Source organism: Streptomyces sp. AC550_RSS872 (assembly GCF_019049285.1).
In the GTDB taxonomy this organism is placed as follows: Bacteria; Actinomycetota; Actinomycetes; order Streptomycetales; family Streptomycetaceae; genus Streptomyces.
Genome location: NZ_JAGMUL010000169.1, coordinates 89,092 through 113,912 on the forward strand (window position 1 = coordinate 89,092; position 24,821 = coordinate 113,912).

The 24,821-nt window shown below is 71.5% G+C and carries 20 protein-coding genes; 11 read left to right on the forward strand and 9 right to left on the reverse strand.

Translation table 11 applies throughout. The features are described 5' to 3' along the window. Positions 1-135: 135 nt before the first annotated feature. From KUM44_RS38655 to KUM44_RS38665, 4 genes are all read right to left on the reverse strand, one after another. Positions 136-1,161, reverse strand: coding sequence for a pentalenene synthase (locus KUM44_RS38655; RefSeq protein ID WP_217214449.1), 1,026 nt, complete (start codon positions 1,159-1,161; stop codon positions 136-138). A 38-nt stretch (positions 1,162-1,199) separates the two neighbouring features. Next, positions 1,200-1,691: a DUF6192 family protein gene (locus KUM44_RS46320; protein WP_308402819.1), complete on the reverse strand. Its 492-nt coding sequence runs from the start codon at positions 1,689-1,691 to the stop codon at positions 1,200-1,202. 515 nt (positions 1,692-2,206) lie between these two features. Next, positions 2,207-3,052, reverse strand: coding sequence for a siderophore-interacting protein (locus tag KUM44_RS38660; protein WP_217214450.1), 846 nt, complete (start codon positions 3,050-3,052; stop codon positions 2,207-2,209). Between the two features lie 224 nt (positions 3,053-3,276). Then, positions 3,277-4,206, reverse strand: a complete 930-nt coding sequence (locus KUM44_RS38665) for a 5'-3' exonuclease (protein ID WP_254390753.1) — start codon at positions 4,204-4,206, stop codon at positions 3,277-3,279. Between the two features lie 191 nt (positions 4,207-4,397). Between KUM44_RS38665 and KUM44_RS38670 the strand changes: the two genes are divergently transcribed. From KUM44_RS38670 to KUM44_RS38685, 4 genes are all read left to right on the forward strand, one after another. Continuing rightward, a complete protein-coding gene (locus KUM44_RS38670) occupies positions 4,398-5,486 on the forward strand; it encodes a glycine betaine/L-proline ABC transporter ATP-binding protein (RefSeq protein ID WP_217214451.1) in 1,089 nt (362 codons plus the stop codon). After that, entirely contained in the window at positions 5,479-8,103 is a 2,625-nt protein-coding gene (locus tag KUM44_RS38675) for an ABC transporter permease/substrate binding protein (RefSeq protein WP_217214452.1), read from the forward strand. Before KUM44_RS38670 ends, KUM44_RS38675 begins: the two co-directional genes overlap by 8 nt. Before the next feature lie 553 nt (positions 8,104-8,656). Further along, on the forward strand, positions 8,657-9,226 hold the full coding sequence (locus tag KUM44_RS38680; RefSeq protein WP_217214453.1) for a helix-turn-helix domain-containing protein: 570 nt from the start codon (positions 8,657-8,659) through the stop codon (positions 9,224-9,226). After that, positions 9,226-9,945: a helical backbone metal receptor gene (locus KUM44_RS38685; protein WP_217214454.1), complete on the forward strand. Its 720-nt coding sequence runs from the start codon at positions 9,226-9,228 to the stop codon at positions 9,943-9,945. The genes KUM44_RS38680 and KUM44_RS38685 overlap by 1 nt, the downstream gene beginning before the upstream one ends. Here the strand turns inward: KUM44_RS38685 and KUM44_RS38690 are convergent. Next, positions 9,857-11,119 carry a TDT family transporter gene (locus KUM44_RS38690; RefSeq protein WP_217214455.1) on the reverse strand — a complete coding sequence of 421 codons (1,263 nt, stop codon included), beginning with the start codon at positions 11,117-11,119 and terminating at the stop codon, positions 9,857-9,859. The genes KUM44_RS38685 and KUM44_RS38690 overlap by 89 nt on opposite strands. 70 nt (positions 11,120-11,189) lie before the next feature. Here KUM44_RS38690 and KUM44_RS38695 point away from each other — a divergent pair, with 70 nt between their 5' ends. Then, positions 11,190-12,113 (forward strand): LysR family transcriptional regulator, encoded by a 924-nt coding sequence (locus tag KUM44_RS38695; protein ID WP_217214456.1) that lies wholly within the window; start codon positions 11,190-11,192, stop codon positions 12,111-12,113. 471 nt (positions 12,114-12,584) lie between these two features. Here the strand turns inward: KUM44_RS38695 and KUM44_RS38700 are convergent, their stop codons facing one another. From KUM44_RS38700 to KUM44_RS38710, 3 genes are all read right to left on the reverse strand, one after another. After that, the gene (locus KUM44_RS38700; RefSeq protein ID WP_308402820.1) at positions 12,585-13,271 is read right to left on the reverse strand and encodes a gamma-glutamyl-gamma-aminobutyrate hydrolase family protein; all 687 of its coding nucleotides are present in this window, start codon (positions 13,269-13,271) and stop codon (positions 12,585-12,587) included. 25 nt (positions 13,272-13,296) lie between these two features. Next, a complete protein-coding gene (gene eat, locus KUM44_RS38705; protein ID WP_217214457.1) occupies positions 13,297-14,757 on the reverse strand; it encodes an ethanolamine permease in 1,461 nt (486 codons plus the stop codon). A 205-nt stretch (positions 14,758-14,962) separates the two neighbouring features. Then, entirely contained in the window at positions 14,963-15,745 is a 783-nt protein-coding gene (locus tag KUM44_RS38710; protein ID WP_254390728.1) for a FadR/GntR family transcriptional regulator, read from the reverse strand. 86 nt (positions 15,746-15,831) lie between these two features. Between KUM44_RS38710 and KUM44_RS38715 the strand changes: the two genes are divergently transcribed. From KUM44_RS38715 to KUM44_RS38730, 4 genes are read left to right on the forward strand one after another with little or no spacing between them, the layout of a single operon-like run. Further along, positions 15,832-17,202, forward strand: a complete 1,371-nt coding sequence (locus KUM44_RS38715) for a glutamine synthetase family protein (protein WP_217214458.1) — start codon at positions 15,832-15,834, stop codon at positions 17,200-17,202. Between the two features lie 8 nt (positions 17,203-17,210). Next, positions 17,211-18,593: an aldehyde dehydrogenase gene (locus tag KUM44_RS38720; protein ID WP_254390729.1), complete on the forward strand. Its 1,383-nt coding sequence runs from the start codon at positions 17,211-17,213 to the stop codon at positions 18,591-18,593. After that, positions 18,590-19,372 (forward strand): 3-oxoacyl-ACP reductase, encoded by a 783-nt coding sequence (locus tag KUM44_RS38725; protein ID WP_217214460.1) that lies wholly within the window; start codon positions 18,590-18,592, stop codon positions 19,370-19,372. Before KUM44_RS38720 ends, KUM44_RS38725 begins: the two co-directional genes overlap by 4 nt. A gap of 20 nt (positions 19,373-19,392) precedes the next feature. Next, positions 19,393-20,307 (forward strand): DUF2510 domain-containing protein, encoded by a 915-nt coding sequence (locus KUM44_RS38730; RefSeq protein ID WP_217214461.1) that lies wholly within the window; start codon positions 19,393-19,395, stop codon positions 20,305-20,307. A gap of 56 nt (positions 20,308-20,363) precedes the next feature. On the opposite strand, the gene KUM44_RS38735 is transcribed toward KUM44_RS38730, so the two are convergent. Continuing rightward, positions 20,364-21,566: an amino acid deaminase/aldolase gene (locus KUM44_RS38735; protein WP_217214462.1), complete on the reverse strand. Its 1,203-nt coding sequence runs from the start codon at positions 21,564-21,566 to the stop codon at positions 20,364-20,366. Between the two features lie 1,049 nt (positions 21,567-22,615). Between KUM44_RS38735 and KUM44_RS38740 the strand changes: the two genes are divergently transcribed. Beyond that, the gene (locus KUM44_RS38740) at positions 22,616-23,623 is read left to right on the forward strand and encodes a hypothetical protein (RefSeq protein WP_302186108.1); all 1,008 of its coding nucleotides are present in this window, start codon (positions 22,616-22,618) and stop codon (positions 23,621-23,623) included. A 20-nt stretch (positions 23,624-23,643) separates the two neighbouring features. Continuing rightward, positions 23,644-24,807 (forward strand): type VII secretion-associated serine protease mycosin, encoded by a 1,164-nt coding sequence (gene mycP, locus KUM44_RS38745; protein ID WP_217214579.1) that lies wholly within the window; start codon positions 23,644-23,646, stop codon positions 24,805-24,807. The last annotated feature ends 14 nt before the right edge of the window (positions 24,808-24,821 follow it).

A 24,821-nucleotide genomic window follows, 5' to 3' on the forward strand; every position in this document is an offset into this window, starting at 1 on the left:
TACGAGGGGGCCCGGACGGCGAGGGACGAGGCGGCGCCTGAACGGGCGCTGCGGCTTCCCTGGGACGGTGCAGCGCGTCCAGTCGCTTGCACCGTCCCACGAGACAGAGTCGCTCCCGCCGGAAGCAGGGGGACGCTATGGAGACACCGGTGTGAGGTTTGCGGGGTGGAGCTGACCGGTCAGATTCGGGCTCAGGTCGTTCGCGGTGCGTGGGGAATAGCGGCCGTTGTTGCGGCTCCAGTCGTAGCTGCCGCGAATCCACGTGAACATGGCGGTCGCATAGCGTTGGACCTTCTCGGCCTCCGTGCCGGTGAGCCCGAGCCGGGAGCAGAACAGGGGAATCTGTCGCGTCTGCTCGAAAAGCTGACTGACTGCTGTCTGGACGAGGGCGACGGCCAGCTTGATGGCTTCCTGCCGGGAGCAGCGGTGTTGCCGCACGAGGCAGTGAACCAGGTTGGGATCGCCTCGCGCGTCGTCGTTCTCCAGGGACATCACCTCGTTGATGAGTTTGACGGCATCGACAGCTGCTCGGCGCATCGAATCCAGATGGCTGCTGTGCCAAATGATCTGTGGGATCTCGAAGTGCCCCACCCTTTCGGCCAGGTCGAGCGAGGGAATCAGCCCCAGGGTGCGGTGCCCTATCCGCATACGGGTGGCAAAGTCCCGGGGGGCCCATGAGCGACGGTCGATTTCCTCCGTGAGGTTTCCCGACAGATAGTCCACCCAGTTGTGGGCGGCCCGTACCTGCCATTCCTCGGACATGCCCCTCTTGGCTCGACGCCACAGGTCCGCGAAGGCGCTCACCAGAGGTGCGCCGTGGTGTGTGCGCCGCGCCGACGGGTGGGTGATGAGTGCGATGAGTTGCTGACACACGTCGACCGCTTCATCGGCCTGGCGCCCCTCGGGGACATCAAACAGGTCGTCGAACAGGAAGAACCAGCCCATGGTGTCAAAGGCCAGGTCCAGATCGTCGCCGGCGGCGTCCGGGTAGCTGTAGGCGGCGAGGTCCGCCACCGCCGAGAACGCGTAGCGGCGGGCGGCACTATGCCCCAACACCAGTTTCTGTTGGCGCATCCATTCCAGATTGCGTTGCCTCGCGGCTGCCAAACCGGCGTTCAGCCGGGGCGGGATGGGTAAATCGATGGTGACGTTCTGGGGCATGGCTCTCTCCCAGTTTCTGCCTCAGCATGCTTATTGGCTCAAGGGGTCGGGTCGTCGTCGACCGAGGTGAGCGCAAGGCGCCGTCCCGGATGCCGGTGAGCCTGCGACGGACCCGGGCGGGATCGGCCGACGGACGCAGGGGACCACCAGGGGCACGCGCACCAACCGGGATGCGGGCTGACGGTACTGGCGCTGACCGTACTGGCGGTGACCTGAAACATCCGCGCCCGCCCACGGGTACCGCCCCAGGCGACTGGCCAGGAGCAGAGCCTTTCATGTTGCCCTCCGAGTGACGGAGTCGACCGAAACCATGAACTACGCGCTGTGCTCCATACGCTGCGACTGCGGCGTGGCTGAGTTGTGTACGAAGGAGCCCGCTGCCTGAACCGGTCGAGCGGGGCCTCGTCAACCGCGTGCCCGGACGTGTCGTCGGCCGAGGCCTTCGAGACGACCGCCGAACGGCGCAGATAATCGGTGGTCACCACCGCCACGACCGCGGCGTCGGCGACGCGGTCGTGGATCTCGTCCACCTTCCAGTGCGCCTACCGGTTTAGTCAACTGTCCGAGGCTGAATACAGCTGAACGCAAGTGACCATTCCGGGGCGAATCCGGGCCGCCGAATGATCGACCTCGGCTGGCTCCCGACCCCGTCGACCCAGCCTGCTCGGCGTGGCGATCCCATGTCGCACTGCCGACCGTCGCGGCCATCGGGACACCCCCCACGGGCCCCGGGTGCGACACCCTCATGCCGTCAACTCTCCCTGACAGCCCACCTCTTCGCACCATGCGATGGTTTCCGGCCGCGGGAAAGGGTGTACATCCCGGCGCACGGAGCGGACTACGGGGCAGCCGGCCGCGCGGCCTCACGCCCCTTTGTCCGGTGCGCCTGCTGTACCAGGCGTCTTTGGGGCGGTCGGGCGGGGCGCGTTCGTCGCAGTATCCGGGCACGCCAAAAGGGGCGGCACCTTGAACGGCGTTCTTCTTGAACGGCGTTCTTGAGGTGCCTCCCCTTCGCGTATCGCCCTCTTCGCTTCTCGACGCAGGGCTACGCGGCCGGTGCCGCGCCCTCCTGCTCCGCCTCGATCCGGGCGTTCCAGTCGCGCTTGGAGGCCTGCCAGCCGTCCTCGTCGTGGCCGAGCCGCCAGTAGCCGGAGATCGACAGGTCCTCTCGGGCCACACCGCGCTCGACCCGCAGCAGCTGGCGCAGCTCCTTCACGAAGTGCGCCTCGCCGTGCACGAACGCATGCACCCGGCCCTCGGGGAACTCCAGCGCGCGTACGGCCTCGACCAGCGCCTCGCCGACGGGGCGGGTGCCGCGGTGCAGCCAGACGACCTCGACGTCGGAGTCGATCTTCTGCTCCTCCTGGGGGCCGGCGACCTCCACGAAGGCGTACGCCGTGGCGCCGTCGGGCAGGGACTCCAGGGAGCGGGCGATGGCCGGCAGCGCGCTCTCGTCACCGACGAGCAGATGCCAGTCGGCGGCCGGGTCGGGGGCGTAGGCGCCGCCGGGGCCCATGAAGCGCACGGTCTCGCCGGGCTGGGCGCGCATCGCCCACGGGCCGGCCAGGCCCTCGTCGCCGTGCAGGACGAAGTCCAGGGTCAGTTCACGGTGCTCGGGGTCCCAGGCCCGCACGGTGTAGGTCCGCGTCACCGGCCACTGCTCGCGCGGCAGCTCCTCGCGGATCCGCTCCAGGTCGAAGGGCTCGGGATAGCTCACGCCCTCGGGGGAGAACAGCATTTTCACGTAGTGGTCCGTGCAGGTGTCCGCCGCGAAGTCGGCGAGCCCCTCGCCACCGAGCACCACACGCTGCATGTGCGGGGTCAGCCGTTCGGTACGGACGACCTGCGCGGAGTGGGGCCTGCGCGGCTTGCGGGCAGGGCGTAGCGCCATCACTGGCCTCCCTCGTTCCAAGCTTAGGTTTACCTAAGTTAGCACCTCGTCCCGGAGAATGCCGCTATGACTCGTTCATGAAAGGGCGCATGTCGCGCACGCGGACGCACGCAAGGTACGAATTCCCCGCGCCGCGATCCCCATTCACCCGTCCCGAACGCCCTTCGGGCCCGTCAAGCCCCTCCTGCCCCTCCTGCCCTCCTGCCCTCCTGCCCTCCTGCCCTTCACGCCCCCAGGGTCCCCAGCAGACGCTGAAGCGACCCGCCCAGTCCCCACCGCAGCGCCAGCTCGTCCAGCGCCGCCGGATCCCGGGGCGTCCGCGGCAGCGTCGTGTCCACGTCGGGCAGCGGAACATCGCCCGCGACCCGCACCACCGTCGGGGCCACGGCGACGTACGCCCGTGACTCGTCCAGCCGCTTGCGCTGCGAGGGCGTGAGCTTCGCCTTCGGGTCGTCGACCGCCGCCATGATCCCAGCCAGGTCACCGAACTCGGCCAGCAGCTTCGCCGCCGTCTTCTCGCCGATGCCGGGCACGCCCGGCAGACCGTCGCTCGGGTCGCCCCGCAGCAGCGCCAGATCCGCGTAACCGCGGCCGTCGACGCCGTACTTCTCGCGCAGCCATGCCTCGTCGGTGAGCTGGAGGGTGCCGACGCCCTTGAGCGGGTACAGCACCCGCACCCCCCGCGCGTCGTCCACCAGCTGGTACAGGTCGCGGTCGCCGGTGACGATGTCGACCGGGCCCTTCGCCCGCCCGGTGAACGTGCCGATGACGTCGTCCGCCTCGTACCCCTCGACGCCCACCCGCGCGATGCCGAGGGCGTCCAGGACCGCCTCGATGACCGGCACCTGCGGGGACAGCGTGTCGGGCACCTCCTCCTCGTCCGGACCCACCTCGTGCTCCTCGGCGACGCGGTGTGCCTTGTAGGAGGGGATCAGGTCGACCCGCCACTGGGGTCGCCAGTCGGCGTCCATGCAGGCCACCAGCGCGTCCGGGCGGTGGTCCTTGACCAGGCGGTCGATGAAGTCGAGGAGTCCGCGCACGGCGTTCACCGGCGTGCCGTCCGGGGCCTTCACGGAGTCCGGGACGCCGAAGTAGGCGCGGAAGTAGAGCGAGGCGGTGTCGAGGAGCATCAGTCGTCCGGTCACGCCACGCATCATGCCGTACGGCACTGACAGTGGCTCCCTGGTCAGCAGCGCGTTGCCACCCCGCCGGGTTTCTGTGGGCTGGACCACTTGTGCGTTTGTGTCCGGGGAACCAGGGCAGGCGCCGCCCCGGAAGCGTCGCCCCCTGCGCAACTGTTGCGCCAGTCGCTCCCTTCCCTTTGCCGTCGAGACAAGAGGTACCCGTGTCAGCAAGGCTTGAGGCCGAACATCTGTACAAGGTGTTCGGGAGACGACCGGACGAGGCTGTCGAACGGCTCCGCCACGGGGCCGACCGGGAGGAGCTGCGCGCCGACGGCACCACCGCCGCCGTGATCGACGCCTCCTTCACCGTGGAACCAGGCCAGATCTTCGTCGTCATGGGCCTGTCCGGATCCGGCAAGTCCACGCTGCTGCGCATGCTCAACGGACTCCTGGAGCCGACCGCGGGTCACGTCCGCTTCGACGGCCAGGACCTGACCGCGATCGGCGACCGCGAGCTGCGCGAGGTCCGCGCGAACAAGATCAGCATGGTCTTCCAGCACTTCGCGCTCTTCCCGCACCGCAGCGTGCTGGAGAACGCCGCCTACGGTCTGGCCGTGCAGGGCGTGCCCCGCGCCGAGCGCGAGAAGCGCGCCGGCGAGGCGCTGGCCCTGTGCGGACTGGCCGGCTGGGAGAAGTCCTGGCCCGACGAGCTGTCCGGCGGTATGCAGCAGCGCGTGGGCCTCGCCCGCGCCCTGGCCACCGACGCCGACCTGCTCCTCATGGACGAGTCCTTCAGCGCGCTCGACCCGCTGATCCGCCGGGACATGCAGGACCAGCTGCTCCAGCTCCAGCAGACCCTGAAGAAGACGATCGTCTTCATCACTCACGACCTCAACGAGGCCATGCGCCTGGGTGACCGCATCGCGGTCATGCGGGACGGCCGTATCGTCCAGACCGGCTCGGCGCAGGACATCCTCCTGCGCCCGGCCAACGACTACGTCGCCTCCTTCATCCAGGACGTCGACCGTTCCCGCGTGCTGACCGCGGCGGCCGTCATGGACGAGGACATCGCCGGCGACGAGGTCGGATGCGGCTGCGAGACCGCGACGACTGACACCCCGTTCACCGAACTCTGCGCGATCAGCGCCCGTCTGACGCACCCCGTGGCCGTCCTCGACGAGAAGGGGAAACTCGTCGGGCGCGTACCGAGACAACGGCTGATCGGCTTCCTCGGCGACCAGCAGGGCGAGCCCGCGCCCTGCGACGACCCGCGCGATTCCCGCGACGGGAAGGTGACCGCCCATGCCTAGGCTCCACTTCGGTGACTGGATAGAAGACCTGGTGGGCTGGCTCCAGTCCCACCTGACCTGGCTGTTCGACCTCGTCAACACGGTGCTCGGCGGCATGTACGACGGGGTCGACACGGTCCTCGGCGGCGGCGAGCCGCTGCTCATGGCCGGCGTCCTCGCGGTGATCGCGTGCTGGCTGCGCGGACTGCTGCCCGGTGCGCTGGCCTTCGCCGGCCTCGCCCTGATCGACTCGCTCGGGCTGTGGGACGACGCGATGGACACGCTCTCGCTCGTCCTCGTCGCCTCGGTGGTCACCATCGTCCTCGCGGTGCCGCTCGGCATCTGGGCCGCCCGCAGCGAGCGGGTCGGCGCCCAGCTGCGGCCGGTGCTCGACGTCATGCAGACGATGCCGGCGTTCATCTACCTCATCCCCGGCGTCATGTTCTTCGGAGTCGGCACCACCCCCGGCCTCCTCGCGACGATCATCTTCGCCATGCCCCCGGGCGTGCGCATGACCGAGCTGGGCATCCGGCAGGTGGACGGTGAGCTGATCGAGGCGGCCGAGGCGTTCGGCACCAGCCCGCGCAGCACCCTGGCCCGCGTCCAGCTGCCGCTCGCGCTGCCGACGATCATGGCCGGGGTCAACCAGGTCATCATGCTGGCCCTGTCGATGGTGGTCATCGGCGGCATGGCCGGCGCCGGCGGCCTCGGCGAGCAGGTCTACTCCGCGATCACCCAGCTCAAGGTCGGCCTGGCCGCCGAGAGCGGGGTCGCCGTGGTCATCCTCGCGATGTACCTGGACCGGATGACCGGGGCGCTGGGCCAGCGGGTCTCCCCGCTCGGCCGCCGGGCCGCCGCCAAGGCGGCCGTCGCCGCCGCGGGCCGCTTCCGGCTCGCCCACTACAAGCCGGGCGGCGCTGTGGCGGTCGTCGGCGTCGTGATCCTCGCGCTCGTCGCGGGCGGCATGAACCTGGCCGGCTCAGGGAGCAGCCAGGAGGCCGGGGCCGGCACGAACGTCGGCCAGGGCAAGAAGATCAACATCGGCTACATCCCCTGGGACGAGGGCACCGCCACCACATACCTGTGGAAGGAGCTCCTGGAGCAGCGCGGCTACGAGACCGACGTCAAGCAGCTCGACCCCGGCCCGCTCTACTCGGGCGTGGCCCGCGGCGACATCGACTTCCAGACCGACGCCTGGCTGCCGACCACGCACAAGGCGTACTGGGACAAGTACAGCTCCCAGCTCGACGACCTCGGCTCGTGGTACGGGCCGACGTCGCTGGAGCTGACGGTGCCGTCGTATGTGAAGGGTGTCGATTCGCTGGCTGACCTGAAGGGTCGGGGCAAGGAGTTCGGCGGGAAGATCATCGGCATTGAGGCGAGTGCCGGGATGATGGGGACGCTGAACAAGTCGGTGCTGAAGGCGTACGGCCTCGAGGGCGAGTACAAGGTGGTGTCGTCGAGTACGTCGTCGATGCTGGCGGAGCTGGACCGGTCGATCAAGAAGCGTGAGCCGGTGGTGGTCACGCTGTGGTCGCCGCACTGGGCGTACGGCAAGTACGACCTGAAGAAGCTCAAGGATCCCGAGGGTGCCTGGGGCAAGGGCGAACAGATCCACACCGTCGCGCACAAGGGCTTCGCGAAGAAGGACCCGACCGTTGCGAAGTGGCTGAAGGACTTCAAGCTCACCGAGCAGCAGCTGACCGGCCTGGAGAACGACATCCGCGCCGCCGGCGAAGGCCGTGAGCAGGACGGTGTCCGCACCTGGCTGAAGAAGAACCCCGGCCTGGTGAACAAGCTCGCCCCGGTCGCCGGCGCCGCGAAGGCGCAGGGCAAGGACGCGGGCAAGACTGTCGACATGGGCTACTTCCCGTGGGACGAGGCCATCGCCGCCACCTACCTCTGGCAGAACATCCTGGAGGACCGCGGCTACAAGCCGAACGTCAAACAGCTCGACCCCGGCCCGCTCTACACCTCGCTCGCCCAGGGGCAGATGGACGTACAGCTGGACGGCTGGCTGCCGACCACGCACAAGGAGTATGTGGACCGCTTCAAGGGGAAGTTGGAGGACCTCGGCTCGTGGTACGGGCCGACGTCGCTGGAGCTGACGGTGCCGTCGTATGTGAAGGGTGTCGATTCGCTGGCTGACCTGAAGGGTCGGGGCAAGGAGTTCGGCGGGAAGATCATCGGCATTGAGGCGAGTGCCGGGATGATGGGGACGCTGAACAAGTCGGTGCTGAAGGCGTACGGCCTCGAGGGCGAGTACAAGGTGGTGTCGTCGAGTACGTCGTCGATGCTGGCGGAGCTGGACCGGTCGATCAAGAAGCGTGAGCCGGTGGTGGTCACGCTGTGGTCGCCGCACTGGGCGTACGGCAAGTACGACCTGAAGAAGCTCAAGGATCCCGAGGGCGCCTGGGGCAAGGGCGAACAGATCCACACGGTGGCCAAGAAGGGCTTCGGCCAGGAGTTCCCCGAACTCAGCGGCTGGCTCAAGGACTTCAAGCTGACCGAGGAACAACTCGCCTCACTGGAGGTGGAGATCCAGAAGGGCGGCGCCGGAAACGAGAAGGAGTCGGCACGCCGTTGGATGGACGCTCACCCCGGGATCGAGGACGAGCTGGCGCCAGTGGCGGGATAGCTCCACGGGTCTTGCCGTGGACACAGTGGGACACGGACACGGACACGGACACGACACGGACGCGGACACCGGGTGCGGGATTCATGCGTAGGTGAATCCCGCACCCGTTCTGTATGCCCGGTTCCGTGTGCCATACCGCCGGCGCGCGCCCATGCTGACACCTGTCCGCGCCCACGAGAAGGATCCGGCCAACCACAGAGCGCTACGCCACGCCCCCGGCTCTCCCCGCCTCTCCCTCCCGGGCCGGGCACGCCACCCGCACCCACCCGCACCCACCAGGGAACACGGGAAGCCGCCGCAGCATTGAGATGAACACGGGATACTGGTGCTGAACGGGGGTCAGCGGTGACGCGGGGGCGGCCTGCGCGTTCCGGGGTTCGATCCGGCTGGCGCGAACCCATGGGTCGTACTCCCCCTGACGTGTCGTCGATGTGACGGGCGCATGAAACGGTTTGCCGAACATGCGTAGGGTGCAGAGAACTCAACAGAAGGTGTGCGCCGGGCGACGGGCGCGAGGGCAGCGGACCGACTAGCCAAGGAGGGAGCCGGAGCGATGGGCGACCACAAAGAACAGCCCCTTCGGGTGGGCGCGGCCGTGCGGCGTCGACGCCGTGCGCTGGGCCTCACCCTCGCTGTCGTGTCCGAGCGCTGCGGCCTGTCCGTGCCCTTCCTGAGCCAGATCGAGAACGACCGGGCGCGCCCCAGCAGGACCTCCCTCGAAAAGGTCGCCGACGCGCTGCGTACGACCGCCGTCGAACTCCTCGCCGCCGCCGACCCGGCGTGCAGCGTCGACGTGGTCCGGGCCGAGGCCACCGAGCTGGCGCCGGAACCACGGGCACGTTCCCTGGTGCGCGGTCACCATCAGATGCACGCCTCGGAGTTCACCGGCGACCATGACGCGGGCCGTGAATTCCAGTACCGCAACGACCAGTTGATGTACGTCGCCGACGGCGCCGTGGAGATCGAGGCCGAAGGCCGCGCCTACCGCCTGGGCCGGGGCGACACCCTGTACCTCACCGGCGGAGTGCGCCACCGCTGGCGGGCGACGGTGCCGGACACGCGGGTGGTCGTCGTCGCGGTGGCCGAGCACATCGAGGCGGTCCGGGACCGGCCGGGGCGCTGATGCGCGTCGTCTCGCTCGTGCCGTCCCTGACGGAGGCCGTGGCCGTGTCGGCCCCCGGTGTCCTGGTCGGCGCGACGCACTGGTGCAGCCACCCGGCCGACCTGGACGTCACCCGCGTAGGCGGCACCAAGAACCCCGACGTCGACCGGATCCTCACCCTCGCCCCCGACCTGGTGCTCGCCAACGAGGAGGAGAACCGCGAGCCCGACCTCGCCGCCCTCCGCGCGGCCGGCGTCGAGGTCCTGGTCACACAGGTGCGGGACGTACCGCAGGCCTTCCGCGAACTGGCCCGCGTACTGGACGCCTGCGGTGCCCCGGCCCGCCCGCACTGGCTGGACGAGGCGGAGGACACCTGGTCGTCGCTGCCGGTCCCGGCACGCCGTACGACAGCCGTGGTCCCGATCTGGCGCCGCCCGTGGATGGTGCTGGGCAGCGACACCTTCGCGGGCGACGTCCTGTCCCGCCTGGGCGTCGACCACCTCCACGCGACCCACGAGGACCGCTACCCCCGCCTCCCCCTGGACGACCTGCGGACACCGGCCCCGGACATCGTGGTCCTCCCCGACGAGCCCTACCGCTTCACGGCCGAAGACGGCCCCGAGGCGTTCCCCGGCCTGCCCTGCGCGCTGGTCAGCGGGCGGCACCTGACGTGGTACGGCCCGTCGCTGGCCGAGGCGCCGCGGGTGTTGGGCGAGGTGCTGCGGGCGGCTTGCCGTTGAGGGGGCCGGGTGTGTGCGTGTGGTGGCGGTGCGTTGTCGGGGGTGGGTCTTTGTGGGCGGCGGCTGACGTGGGGCGGGGTGTCGCTGGTGGAGGTGTCGCGGGTGTTGGGTGAGGTGCTGCGGGCAGTCTGCCGTTGAGCAGGCCCTGGGCGGTGCGCACGGCGGCGATGGTCCAGGCTGCGACGAGTACGCCGTACAGGCCGAGGGCGAGGGCCTCGTAGACGACGAGTCCGGTGTGCCGTGCCAGGGCCTCGGCGCCGGTGACGCAGGTGCCGACCGGGAAGGTGAACGCCCACCACGTCATCGTGAAGCCCATGCCGCGCCGTCGGGCGCGCAGGACGTGGGCGGTGGCGAGAGCGGACCAGAGGAGGGCGAAGCCCATGACGGGGACGCCGTAGAGGACGGCGAGGAGGCCGAAGGCCTCGCTGTACGGGGGCGGGAGAACTCCGGGCGCCACGTCCGCGAACGCGCTGACGGCGGTGGTGGACTGCCCGAGCGGGCCCAGCACCAGGAACAGGGTCGGGGTGAGAGCGAGGGGGAGCGGGCCGCCGGTGATCAGGCGGGCGAAGACCAGCGGCAGCATCAGCAGGGTGGCCAGGAGACTCAGCCCGAACATCGCGAAACACGCCAGGAGCAGCGTCTCCCGGGCCTGCCCGGGCGGCAGATGCGGCACCAGGAGCGGGCCGAGCGCGGCGGACACCATCGGCGCGACGAGCGGCAGCAGCCATACGGGCGTGGCCTGCGACGGTTCCACGCGATGGCGTACGGCCATGAGGTACGGGACGGCGACGGCGGCCGCCAGTCCGATGGCCGTACCGACGCTGAACAGCAGGGCGTCGAGTAGGACCGCCGCACCTGCGCCGATCCAGTCCCCGCCGACGGTGATCGCGCCGCCGCCGACGGCCAGCAGTGCCATCGCCAGGCAGCCGTAGAAGGGCGCCGTGGCCGGGTCGAGGAGGTGGTCGCGGGCCTGGTCGCGGTGGTGGGTCCAGTGCAGGGCGCGGGCGGCGAGGAGGGTGAGCAGCAGGACGAGGGAGAGCGCCCAGACGGCCGTGCAGGCGGTACGCAGGCCGGGGACGTGGACCGGCAGCCCGGCTCCGGCGGTGGCGACGGCGGCGGTGCCCATGACGGCGGCGTACCAGTTGGGTCCGAGATGGCGGACGGCGGTGACCATGGGATCAGCGTCGTGGGGTCTGTCATCTCCCACCAGGGAGTTTGCCTCTATGGCGACATAAACTGGGCTTATGACTCAGTCGGCGGAGGGGCAGTTTCGCACGGGATCCCTGGCACATCGGGTCCCCGATCTCGGTGCACTGGAGCTGTTGCTGGCGGTGGCCCGGCTAGGCAGTCTCGGTGGGGCGGCGCGGGAGCTGGGGATCACTCAGCCGGCGGCGAGCAGCCGGATCCGGTCGATGGAACGCCAGTTGGGGGTGGCCTTGGTGGACCGGTCACCTCGGGGCTCCCGGCTCACGGACGCCGGGGCGCTGGTGACGGACTGGGCGCGGCGTGTCGTGGAGGCGGCGGAGGCGTTCGACGCGGGGGCGCAGGCGTTGCGGGACCGGCGGGACTCGCGGCTGCGGGTGGCGGCGAGCATGACGATCGCGGAGTACCTGCTGCCGGGGTGGCTGCTCGCGCTGCGCGCCCAGCGGCCGGACACGGCGGTGTCTCTGCTCGCCGGGAACTCGGCTGCCGTCGCGGAGCGGTTGCTGGCGGACGAGGCGGACTTGGGGTTCGTGGAGGGGTTGAGTGTGCCGACGGGGCTGGACTCCGTGGTGATCGCTCACGACAACCTGATCGTGGTGACGGCGCCGGGGCATGTCTGGGCGCGGCGGCGGCGGCCGTTGGATGCGTCGGAGTTGGCGGTGACCCCGTTGATCCTTCGGGAGAAGGGGTCGGGGACCCGGCAGGTTCTGGACGCGGCGTTGGGTGGGTTGGCGCGGCCGCTGATCGAGCTGTCGTCCACCACGGCGGTGAAGGCGGCCGCGGTGGGTGGGGCGGGGCCGGCGGTGCTGAGTGAGCTCGCGGTGGGGGAGGAGCTGTCGATGCGGCGGTTGGTGAGTGTGCCGCTCGCGGACGTGTCCCTCGCGCGGGACCTGCGGGCGGTGTGGCCGACGGGCCACCGCCCGGTGGGCCCGGCCCGAGACCTGCTGTCCCTGACCCGCGGCTAGTTCCTCGCCCCCGCCGCCCCTACCCGTCCCGTCCCTGGGGGCTGCGCCCCCAGACCCCCACTGTCGGCCCTCCGGGCCTCGTCCTCAAACGCCGGACGGGCTGAAAGATCCAGGCCCGGCGTAGCCCCCTGTGGGTGGGTGGGGGTTCGGGACGGTGGTGGCCTTGTCCTCGAACGCCGGACGGGCTGGGAGGTCCAGGCTCGGTGTAGTCCCCTGTGGGTGGGTGGGGGTTCGGGATGGTGGTGGTCTCGTCTTCGAACGTTGGAGGGGCTGGCAGGTCCAGGCCTGGTGTAGTCCCCTGTGGGTGGGTGGGGGTTCGGGACGGCGGTGGCTTTGTCCTCGAACGCCGGATGGGCTGAAAGATGCACGCCGGGCCGGTAGATCCAGCCCCTCCGGCGTTGGAGGAGCGGGGTCTGGGGCGGAGCCCCAGAAGGATGGGACGGGTAGGGGCGGCGGGGGCGAAAACCTTGGTCAGCCGCCGCCGGCCGCCCGCACCAAACCCCCCATCACCCGCACATCCTCCCCCATCTCCGGATGCCACTGCACCCCCAACACCCACCCCCCGGACGCCAGTTCCACCGCCTCGACCGTCCCGTCGCCCGCGTACGCCGAAGCGACCAGACCCTCACCCAGCCGATCCACGGCCTGATGGTGGTACGTCGGAACCGAGGTCTCCTCCGGCACGACACCGGCGTACAGACTCCCCGGCACCGGCTTCACGGTGTGGCTGCCGAAGACACCGACGACCTCGGCGTGCCCGTCGATGTGCTGGACCAGCGTGCCGCCGAGGGCGACGTTCAGGAGCTGCATGCCGCGGCAGATCCCGAGCAGAGGCACACCCGCGGCCAGCGCCGCGTCGATCAGGGCCAGCTCCCAGGCGTCCCGCGCCCGCGCAGGCGGCCCGGTCCGCGGCTCACGCTCCGCGCCGTAGCGGACCGGCTCCACATCGGGCCCGCCCGCGACGACCAGCCCGTCCAGCCGGGCGACCACCGCGCACGCGTGTGCCGGATCGTCCGGCGGGAGCATCGCGGCGAGGCCGCCGGCCCGCTGCACCAGCCGGGGGTAACCGGCCGGCAGCAGGGCGGCCTCCAGCTCCCACACGCCCCACCGCACCCCGGGCTCCAGATAGGTGCTGACACCGATCAGCGGCCTGGCCACAGCAACTCCCTCACAGCTCGCTACCTCAGTCCCGTGCCAACTCTGCCTCGGCCGCCGCCAGCGCCGCGAACTCCTCCTCCGGCGCCTTCGCCACCAGACGCTTACGGCTGTAGAGGCCGAAGTAGGCGAGCGCCACCACGTACACCACCAGCGCGATCACCGCCGCCGTCACGTCCACCAGGAAGGTGGCCACGAGTGCCGCACAGGCCAGCACCAGGGCGACCGAGGACGTCAGTACCCCGCCCGGCGTACGGTACGGCCGCGGCAGCTCCGGCTCGCGGCGGCGCAGCACGATGTGGGAGAGGGACATCAGGGCGTAGGAGATCGTCGCGCCGAAGACCGCGATGTTCAGCATCCGGGCGCCGTCGCCGGACACCGCCGCCAGCAGGAAGCCGATCGTGCCGGGCACGAGCAGGCCCAGGTACGGCGCCTTGCGGCTGCTGGTGAGGGAGAGGAAGCGGGGCAGGTAGCCCGCGCGGGACAGGGCGAACAGCTGGCGCGAGCCCGCGTAGATCAGCGAGAAGAAGGAGGCCACCAGGCCCGCGAGGCCCGCGTAGTTCACGATCCGGCTCAGTGTCGTGGCCTCGCCGTTCGGCTGGAGCGCCTCGACCAGCGGGTTGCCCGCCTCCTGGATCGCCGCGGAACCGCGCGCCCCGGCCGCCGCGAAGAACGTGACCACCGCGAGGACCACCAGAATGCCCATCGACCAGCGGATCGCCTTCGGCAGCGTACGGGCCGGCTCCTTGGTCTCCTCGGCGGCCAGCGGCACCCCCTCCACGCCCAGGAAGAACCACATGCCGAACGGGAACGCCGCCCAGATGCCGAGCAGGCCGTAGGGCAGCCAGGAGTTCGACCCCGCAGCCGACGGGTCGACCGGGATGTCGTCCAGCGAGCCGGGGGAGAATTCGGGCAGCGCCGCCAGCGCGAACACGATCAGGGCCGCCACCGCGATGCCGGTGACGACGAAGCTGAAGCGCAGCGCCTCGCCGACGCCCCAGAGATGGATGCCGAGGAAGATCGCGAAGCAGACCAGGTACACCGGCCAGCCGGACTCCAGGCCGAACAGGCCCAGCGACTCGACGTAGTCGCCGATGAAGATGACGATGGCGGCGGGCGCGAGGACGTACTCGATGAGGATCGCCGTACCGGTGAGGAAGCCTCCCCAGGGGCCGAGGGCGCGGCGGGCGAAGCCGTAGCCGCCGCCCGCCGTGGGCAGGATCGAGGACAGCTCGGCCAGTGCGAACACCATGCAGGCGTACATCGCACCCATGAGCACCATGGCGATGGCCAGGCCCCCGAAGCCGCCTTCGGCCAGGCCGAAGTTCCAGCCCGAGTAGTCGCCGGAGACGACGTAGGCGACACCGAGACCGGTCAGCAGCACCCAGCCGGCGCTGCCGCGGCGCAGGGTCCTGCGCTCCAGATAGTCGTCCCCCTCGGGGGCGGGCGTACCCGGTGTGCCGGGTGAACTGGTGGATTCCAGGGACATGGGCAGACTCCCACGGGGCGGCGGACAGGAGATCTTTCCGGGCACGGTGGGGTCGACCGAGCTCCGGTTCAATGGAGTGGATCCACACCTTTGCGGGGTCGGTGGGGGGAAGGCAATACCCGTGCGTTAATCGCCCGTAAATCCTTGGCTCACCGCGAGCCGGGCCGAGCGGAGCCGAACCGCGCCCACCCGGTGCGGGAGGGGCTCAGCCGAGGAAGCCCCGCAGCAGCGCCGCCGTCCCCCCGCAGTGCTCACGCATGATCTCCCGCGCGCACTCCGCGTTGCCCTCGATCACCGCTTCCACGAGCGCGGTGTGCTGGCGTTGCGAGTGCTCCAGATTTCGGACGAGGAGCGGGATGCAGTCGAGCAGGTCGTTGACCGTCGCCCGTACGGCCGCGTACTGGGCGGTGAGCGTGGGGGAGCCGGACAGCTCGGCGAGCGTCAGATGCAGCAGGGTGTCCAGGCGGCGGTACTCGGCGAGCGGGGCGTCGTGCGTGCGTGCCAGTGCCTCGCGGAGCCGGTCGGCCTGCTCCTCGTCCAGCCCGTGCGCGGCGCACAGTCCGGCCGCGCCCACCTCGAGCACCTCGCGGAAGCGCAGGGCGTCCTCGACGTCGACGTCCTTCAGGCGGCGGCGCAGCTCCTCCTCGCCGGGGGTGTCGGGGCGCGGCAGCACGAACGTGCCGCCGTAGCGTCCGCGCCGCGACTCGACCAGGCCCTGGTCCTGGAGGACCTTCAGCACCTCGCGCAGCGTCACCCGGCTGATCCCCAGCCGGTCGGCCAGCTCGCGCTCGGCCGGGAGCCGCTCGCCGCCCGGCACCAGGCCGAGCCGGACGACCTGGAGGATCTGCTCCAGCGCCTCCTCGAAGCCGTTGCCGGCCCGCACCGGCCGCAGCACCGACGTCAGCCGGTCGTCCGCCCCCGGCGCCCCCGGCGCCCCCGGCGCTCCGGATGCCCCGGCCGCCCCCTGTTCCGTGCCCGCCTGCGACATATGGCCGTACCCCCTTCCCAAGCAATGGTCATCAGTCATACCTTATGGCTCCCGGCTGACCGAAGTAGCCGAATGGAGGCTCTCCCGTGGCAGACCGCACACCCCCGCTGAGCGTCGAGGAGCTGCACGCCCTCGTCGCAGGCGGTGAGATCGACACTGTCGTCCTGGCCTTCCCCGATATGCAAGGGCGGCTCCAGGGCAAGCGGTTCGCCGCCCGCTTCTTCCTCGACGAGGTGCTCCACCACGGCACCGAGGGCTGCAACTACCTCCTCGCCGTCGACACCGAGATGAACACCGTCGACGGCTACGAGATGTCCTCCTGGGACCGAGGCTACGGCGACTTCGCCATGCACCCCGACCTGGCCACTCTCCGCCGCGTCCCCTGGAATGCCGGTACGGCCATGCTCGTCGCCGACCTGGCCTGGGAGGACGGCTCGCCCGTGGTGGCCGCGCCCCGCCAGATCCTGCGCCGCCAGCTGGAGCGCCTCGCCGAGCTCGGGTACACCGCCAAGGTCGGCACCGAGCTGGAGTTCATCGTCTTCAAGGACACCTACGAACAGGCCTGGGACGCCAACTACAGAGGGCTCACGCCGGCGAACCAGTACAACATCGACTACTCGGTGCTCGGCACCGGACGGATCGAGCCGCTGCTGCGCCGTATCCGCAACGAAATGGCGGGCGCCGGCCTCACCGTCGAGTCCGCCAAGGGCGAGTGCAACCCGGGCCAGCACGAGATCGCCTTCAAGTACGACGACGCCCTGGTCACCTGCGACCAGCACGCCATCTACAAGACCGGCACCAAGGAGATCGCCGCCCAGGAGGGCGTCTCGATCACCTTCATGGCCAAGTACAACGAGCGCGAGGGCAACTCCTGCCACATCCACCTCTCGCTCGCCGACGCCGACGGCAACAACGTCATGGCGGGCACCTCCGACGACCCCGGCGGCATGTCCGAGGTCATGCGGCACTTCCTCGCGGGCCAGCTGGCCGCGCTCCGGGACTTCTCCCTCCTCTACGCCCCCAACATCAACTCCTACAAGCGGTTCCAGCCCGGCTCCTTCGCCCCGACCGCCGTCGCCTGGGGCCACGACAACCGCACCTGCGCCCTGCGCGTCGTCGGCCACGGCCGCTCGATGCGCTTCGAGAACCGGCTCCCCGGCGGCGACGTCAACCCGCACCTCGCCGTCGCCGGACTCGTCGCGGCCGGCCTCTACGGCGTCGAGCAGAAGCTGGAGCTGCCCGAGCCCTGCCCCGGCAACGCCTACGCCGCCGGCTTCGAGCACGTCCCCACGACCCTGCGCGAGGCCGCCGAACTCTGGGAGAACAGCCCGATCGCCAAGGCCGCCTTCGGCGACGAGGTCGTCGCCCACTACCGCAACATGGCGCGCGTCGAGCTGGACGCCTTCGACGCCGCGGTCACCGACTGGGAGCTGCGCCGCTCCTTCGAACGCATGTGAGGCCCTCCTTGTCCGACCAGCTCCAGGTACTGAATCCGGCCACCGAAGAGGTCATCGCCACCGTCCCCGCCGCCACCGCGGCCGACGTCGACGCCGCCGTCGCACGGGCCTCGAAGGCGCAGTCCGCATGGGCTGCCCTCGCGCCCGGCGAACGCGCCCGGATGCTGCGCCGGTTCGCCGTCGCCGTCGACGAACACCTCGAAGAACTCGCCCGGTTGGAGGTCCGCGAGGCCGGGCACACCGTCGGCAACGCCCGCTGGGAGGCGGGCAACGTCCGCGATCTGCTCGACTACGCGGCCGGGGGAGTGGAACGGCTGACGGGGCGCCAGATCCCGGTCCCCGGCGGCCTGAACATCACGATCCTCGAACCGCTCGGCGTCGTCGGCGTCATCGCGCCCTGGAACTTCCCGATGCCGATCGCGGCCTGGGGCACGGCCCCGGCGCTCGCGGCCGGCAACGCGGTCATCCTCAAGCCCGCCGAGACGACCCCGCTGACGGCTCTGCGGCTGGCGGAGCTGGCCCTGGAGGCGGGGCTTCCCGAGGGGGTCTTCCAGGTGCTGCCCGGCCACGGGCCCGTCGCGGGCAACGCGCTCGTCGAGCACCCGGGCGTCGCGAAGATCGTCTTCACCGGGTCGACGGCCGTGGGCAAACAGGTGTGGGCGAAGGGCTCGGCGCTCCTCAAGCGCGTCACCCTCGAACTCGGCGGCAAGAGCCCCAACATCGTCTTCGCCGACGCCGACCTCGAAGCCGCCGCGGCCGCCGCCCCCATGTCCTTCCTCGACAACTCCGGCCAGGACTGCTGCGCCCGCACCCGCATCCTCGTCCAGCGCTCCGCCTACGACCGCTTCCTCGACCTGCTGGCCCCCGCCATCGAGGCGGTGACGGTCGGCGACCCGGCCGACGAGAAGACCGACATGGGCCCGCTGATCTCCAAGTCCCAGCTGGAACGGGTGCGTTCGTACGTCGACCAGGGCGCCGAGGGCATCCGCGGCAAGGCACCCGAAGGCCCCGGCTTCTGGTTCCCGCCGACCGTCCTCACCGGCGTCGACGCACACGCGCGCGTGGCTGTCGAGGAGGTCTTCGGGCCCGTCGCCGTGGTCCTTCCCTTCGAGGACGAGGCGGAGGCCGTCGCCCTCGCCAACGCCACCGACTACGGCCTCTCCGGCTCCATCTGGACCCGTGACGTCGGCCGTGCCCTGCGCGTCTCCCAGGCGGTCCGGGCCGGCAACCTGTCCGTCAACTCCCACTCCAGCGTCCGCTACTGGACCCCGTTCGGCGGCTTCAAGCAGTCCGGCATCGGCCGCGAACTGGGCCCGGACGCCCTGACCGCCTTCACCGAAACCAAGAACGTCTTCATCAGCACCGAAAGCACGGAAGGCCCCGCACAGTGACCGAAGCAAACGTGTGCCGTCGCCTCGTCGGCCGTACGGCCGTCATCACCGGAGCCGGCAGCGGCATCGGCCTCGCCACCGCCCGCCGCCTCGCCTCCGAGGGCGCCCACGTCGTCTGCGGCGACGTCGACGAACAGCGCGGCAAGGCCGCCGCCGAGGAGGTCGGCGGGACCTTCGTCAAGGTCGACGTCACCGACGCCGAGCAGGTCGAGGCGCTCTTCAGGACGGCGTACGACACCTACGGCAGCGTCGACATCGCCTTCAACAACGCCGGTATCTCGCCGCCCGACGACGACTCCATCCTGGAGACCGGCCTGGAGGCCTGGAAACGCGTCCAGGAGGTCAACCTCACCTCCGTCTACCTGTGCTGCAAGGCCGCCATCCCCTACATGCGCCGGCAGGGCAAGGGCTCCATCATCAACACGGCGTCCTTCGTGGCGAGGATGGGCGCCGCCACGTCCCAGATCTCGTACACGGCCTCCAAGGGCGGCGTCCTCGCCATGTCCCGCGAGCTGGGCGTCCAGTTCGCCCGCGACGGCATCCGGGTCAACGCCCTGTGCCCGGGCCCGGTCAACACCCCGCTCCTCCAGGAACTGTTCGCCAAGGACCCCGAGCGCGCCGCACGCCGCCTGGTCCACATCCCGGTCGGCCGCTTCGCCGAGGCCGAGGAGATCGCCGCCGCCGTCGCCTTCCTGGCCAGCGACGACTCCTCCTTCGTGAACGCCACCGACTTCCTGGTCGACGGCGGAATCTCCGGGGCGTACGTCACGCCGCTGTAGGCCGCCCTACAGTGGCCGGAATGAGCAGCACTCCTCCGCCCGGCTGGTACCGCGACCCCAAGGCCCCGCATCTGGAGCGCTGGTGGGACGGAACGGCCTGGACCGAGCACCGGCGCGCTCCCGAACCCTCGGGACCGCCGGTGCCCGGGCCGTCTGCGGGGCCGCCGTCCGCCGGTGATGCCGCGGGGCGGCGGTCCAAGGTCGTCGCTCTCACCGCCGCCGGAGCCGTCCTGGTCACCGCGATCGTCACCGGCGCGATCGTGCTCGGCAAGGACGACGGCGCGGAGGTGACCACCGCACCCACCCTCGCGGCCTCGGAGTCCACCTCCCGCGAGCCGAGCACCGACACACCCACCCCGACCCCGACCCCCACCCCGTCGGAGTCCACCTCGGAGCCCTCCGACGAGGACCCGGCCGTCGTCGTGGACCAGCTCAACGGCATCACCCTGCCGTTGCTCACCGGCTGGGTCAGACCGCGCGGCCTCGCCGAGGCCGACGTCCTCATGACCACCGACGGCACTTACGACTGCCCCGCCGACTTCGGCTTCTGCCGGCACGGCAAGGTCATCTCCCGCACGGCGAGCACGGACGACGGGACCTCCCCGGAGGCCCTCGCCAAGGCCGACATCCAGGACGCGGCCGACGAGGCCTACGACCGCGACAGCGTCGGCCGGCGCCCCTTCGGCGGCATCAGGTCCCACGAGGTCGTCAAGTCCGGACCGGCACAGGTGGCGGGCCGCGCCGGGTACTACGTGCGCTGGCGGGTCAGGACGGCCGAGGGACCCGGCGGATACGTCCAGTCACTCGCCTTCCCGTCCCGCGTCGGCACGGAGGCGCCGGTCGTCGTCCGCTACGTCTTCGACGCGGGCGAGGACGGGCCGCCCCTGGCCGACATGGACCGCCTGACCAAGGGCATCCGGTCCACGTCGGACTGAGCGACGGGACCGGACCGGACCGGGCTATCGGGCTACCGGGCTACCGGGCTACCGGGCTAGAGGAACGTGTGGCCCTCGCCCCGGTACGTCGGTACGGCCCCCGTCACCGAGTCGCCCTCGACGAGATGCAGCGTGTCGAACCGCTCGCACAGCTCACCGGCCTTGGCGTGCCGGAACCACACCTTGTCGCCGAGCAGCAGATCGTCGGCCGGGGAACCCATCAGCGGCGTCTGCACCTCGCCGGGCCCCTCCTGGGGGTCGTACCGAAGCCCCTCCGGCAGATACGGCACCGGCAGCCGGTCGGGTCCCGCCGCGCCCGAGGCCGGATACCCGCCCCCGAGGACGGTCACCACCCCGACCCCCGGCCGGCGCACGACGGGCTGGGCGAACAGCGCGGCCGGACGCCCGCTGAAGGACGTGTAGTTGTCGAACAGCCGCGGCACATACAGCCCCGACCCGGCCCCGATCTCCGTCACACAGTCCTCGGCGGCCGTGAACTGCACACTGCCCGTCCCGCCACCGTTGACGAACTCGAGACCCGGCGCCACGGCCCGGACGGCCCGCACCACCTCGGCCCGCCGCTCGGCGAGTTCCCGGCGGGCGGCGGCCTGCATCAGCCGCACGGCACGCGACCGCAACGGCCGCCCCGCCACGGAGTCCCCGACCCCGGCGATATGGCCCTCGTACGCCATGATCCCGACCAGCTCGAACCCCGGCCGCCCGGCGACGAACCGGGCCATGTCGGCGACCTGCACGGGGGAGTGCAGCGGCGAACGCCGGGCGCCGACGCGTACCCGCCCGCCGAGCAGCTTCAGCGAGGTGTCCAACTCCAGGCAGACCCGCACCACTTCTCGCCCGCCGTCCCGGGCCTCGTCGATGAGCCGGAGCTGCGCCGGGTCGTCGATCATCACGGTGACGGCGGAGGCGAGCTTGGGATCACTGGTCAGCTCGGCGAACCCGGCCTTGTCGGCGGACGGATAGGCGAGCAGGACGTCGTCGAAGCCGGACCGTGCCAGCCACAGGGACTCGGCGAGGGTGAAGGACATGATCCCCGCGAACCCGTCCTTCGCGAGGACGCGTTCCAGCAGGGCTCGGGAGCGTACGGACTTGCTGGCGACGCGAATCGGCTTCCCGCCGGCCCGGCGGAGCAGGTCGTCCGCGTTGGCGTCGAAGGCGTCCAGGTCCACGATCGCGAGAGGGGCGTCGAGATGGGCGGTGGCCCGGTCGTAACGGGCCCGGTCGGCGGCGCGCGCAGTCATGAACGAAGCCTCCCATGCAGGATTACCGCAGGGTAGGGGGATGTTCCGGGCAGATGCACACGGGGTCCCGGACTGGTTCCCGTTCGCCCAGGATCAACCCGTAGAGTGACGCGCACGCATGTGGGGAACGTTCCCGGGCGCACAGTCGCCGGGATGACGCTTCTCCTGTGCGGGTATGCGTGCCTGGTCGGAGGAGTCCGTGCCGGGCCGGGGCAGGCAACACGGAACGACGGCCCGCGGACGGGATCGGGCCCGGGACATGAGGAAACGGGGGGTGCATGAGCACGGAAGCGCGGCGCGCCCCCATCCCCCCACGTCCGGCGACACCCCCGCCCCCTTCCGCCCCGCCCCGCCCCACGGTCCCGCCGAGACCCGCGGAGCCGCCGAGGGCCGACGACGCCCAGGGTGAGCAGACGGACGCCCCCGGGACACGTGCCCCACGGACCCCCGGCGACGCTCCCCGGACGACCGGCCCCGGTCACCCCGGCTCCGCCTCCTCCGGTGCGCAGCCTCTCCCTGACCTGCGTGTCCCGGCCTCGGGAGACAGTCCCCCCACGGCCCCGCCGCCCCGGGCCTCGGCCCGCTTCCCGGACACGCCGCCCACGGCGGGTTACCCGGAGAGTGGCGGTTCGTTGCACCGCGAGAACGCCGGCCGGACCGCAACCGGCGCCACCCCGCCCCGCCCGGCCGACCGGCCCGCGACTCCCCGCCGTACGAACGCCCCCGCCGAGACCGCGGCCGAGACCACCTTCCGTCTCCGCCCCATCCGGACGGAGCCGTCCCGCGAGCCCGGCAACCCCCCGTCGACCCCAGGGAGCCCGGCGGGCACGCCCCCCGGCACGGGCGCCGCCCACGGTTCGCCGGGCACACCGCCCCAGCCGGGCTCAGGCCGCCCGGCACAGGGCTCCGCCGGCCCACCCCGGCAGTCGGGCTCCGAGCCCGCACAGGGCTCCGCCGGCCTGCCCTGGCAGTCGGGCTCCGGGCCCGCACAGCGTTCCGCCGGTACGCCCCCGCAGTCGGCCGGTGGAGCCGGCCAGAGCGCTGTAGGCATGCCCCCGAAGCCGCCCAGCCACTCCGGCGCCGCCCCCGCTCAGCGCCCCGCCTCCGTCCCGCTGCCGCCACAGCGCCCCATGCCCGAGCCCTCCGCCGACGGCCACGGCTCCGCCGCGTTCGCCCCTGACCCGTCGTTGTCCTGGAGCGCCCCGATGGCGCCGGGCGGGGCGCCGGGAGCCGGGCGGCCCGTCGTGTCGTTCGGTCAGCCCGAGGGGTACGACGAGCAGACGCGCCCGCGGCCCCTGGGCGTGCGGATCCCCCCGCGGCTCGCCGCGGCGGCCGCCTGTGTCGTGCTCGGGCTGGGACTCATCGGCGGGGCCGTGACCGGGAGTTGGCTGATCGGCGACTCGGGCGACGGCGACGCGCAGGACACCTTCGCCACGGCCGGAAGCCTGTGGCACAGCATCCCCGTCGACCGGCTGTTCCCGCCCACCGTCACCGGGCAGGGCGCGGGCCCCGGCGGCGCCGACCGGATCTGGACGCGGATCGCCGTCGCCCCGGACACCGGCTGCGCGCACGCCTTCGACCCACTGCTGCGCAGGGCCCTCGCTCCCGTCGGCTGCCAGCGCCTCCTGCGCGCCACCTACACCGACGCCACCCGGAGCTACGTCACCACCGTCGGCCTGCTCTTCACCACCGCCGACGCCGCCGGGATGCGCTCGTTCGACACCAGCTTCACCAAGGAGGGCCTCGACCGCCGTACGGATCTGATGCCCCGCCCCTACTCGTCGAAGGGCACCCTGGCCGCCGGATTCGGCGACGAACAGCGCGCCTCCTGGACCCTCTCCGTCCTCACCGACGCCCCCGTCGTCGTCTACGCCGTCTCCGGCTGGGCCGACGGCCGTACCGTCGACGAGCCCGAGCCCGCCGAGGAGGCCATGAAGCCGGGCGCCACCACGTCCGTGGCCCAGGCCGGCCTCGGCCACGAGGCGCAGGGTCTCGCCGACCGCGTCGAACGCGCCCTGCGCAAGAACGTCGGCCCGTCCACGGAGCAGTCGTCGTGACCAGTGCTGTGAAGACCTCCATGGCCCGGCGGACCGGCCCTCTCGCCGTCCTCCTCGGCGCCTGCCTCGCCGTCCTGCCGTCCACCGCCGCGCACGCCGACTCCATACGCGCCCAGCAGTGGACCCTGGACGCCATGCGTACCGACGAGGCCTGGCAGACCACCAAGGGCAAGGGCGTCACCGTCGCCGTCCTCGACACCGGCGTCGAGGCCGACCACCCCGACCTCGTCGGCAACGTCCTCGAAGGCAAGGACATGGTCGGCTTCGGAGCCGAGCGCGGCGACCGCGCCTGGGCCCGGCACGGCACCGCGATGGCCGGCATCATCGCCGGCCACGGACACGGCGCCGGAGGCGGCGACGGCGTCATGGGCATCGCCCCCGAGGCGAAGATCCTCCCCGTCCGCGTCATCCTCGAGGACGGCGACCGCTCCCGCGCCAGGGCCCGCAGCACCCGCGGCAACGCCCTCGCCGAAGGCATCCGCTGGGCTGCGGACCACGGCGCCGACGTCATCAACCTCTCCCTCGGCGACGACTCCAAGTCCGCCCACCCCGAAGCGGGCGAGGACGAGGCCGTGCAGTACGCCCTGAAGAAGGGAGCCGTCGTTGTCGCCTCGGCCGGAAACGGCGGTGAGAAGGGCGACCACATCTCCTTCCCGGCCGCCTACCCGGGCGTCATCGCCGCGACCGCCGTCGACAAGTTCGGCACCCGCGCCTCCTTCTCCACCCGCCGCTGGTACGCCACGGTCAGCGCCCCCGGCGTCGACGTCGTCATCGCGGACCCCGACCACAAGTACTACAAGGGCTGGGGCACGAGCGCCGCGGCCGCCTTCGTCTCCGGGGCGGTGGCCCTGGTCAAGGCCGCCCATCCCGGCCTGACCCCGGCCCAGATCAAGAAGCTCCTGGAGGACACGGCGCGCAACGCCCCGGCCGACGGCCGCGACGACTCCCGCGGCTACGGCTTCATCGACCCGGCCGCGGCCATCGAGAAGGCCTCCCGCCTGAAACGGGAGAACCTGGAGCCGGCGGGGTACGGCGAGGAGTACTTCGGCTCGGGCCCCGACGCCGCCAAGTCGGATGACGACACGACGAGTTGGACGGCCCCGCTGGCGGGAGGCGCCGGCGCCCTCCTGCTGGTGTGGGCGGTCGTCCTGTGGCGCGGCCGCCGCGGACGCCACGACTTCTGACGACCGGGACAGGA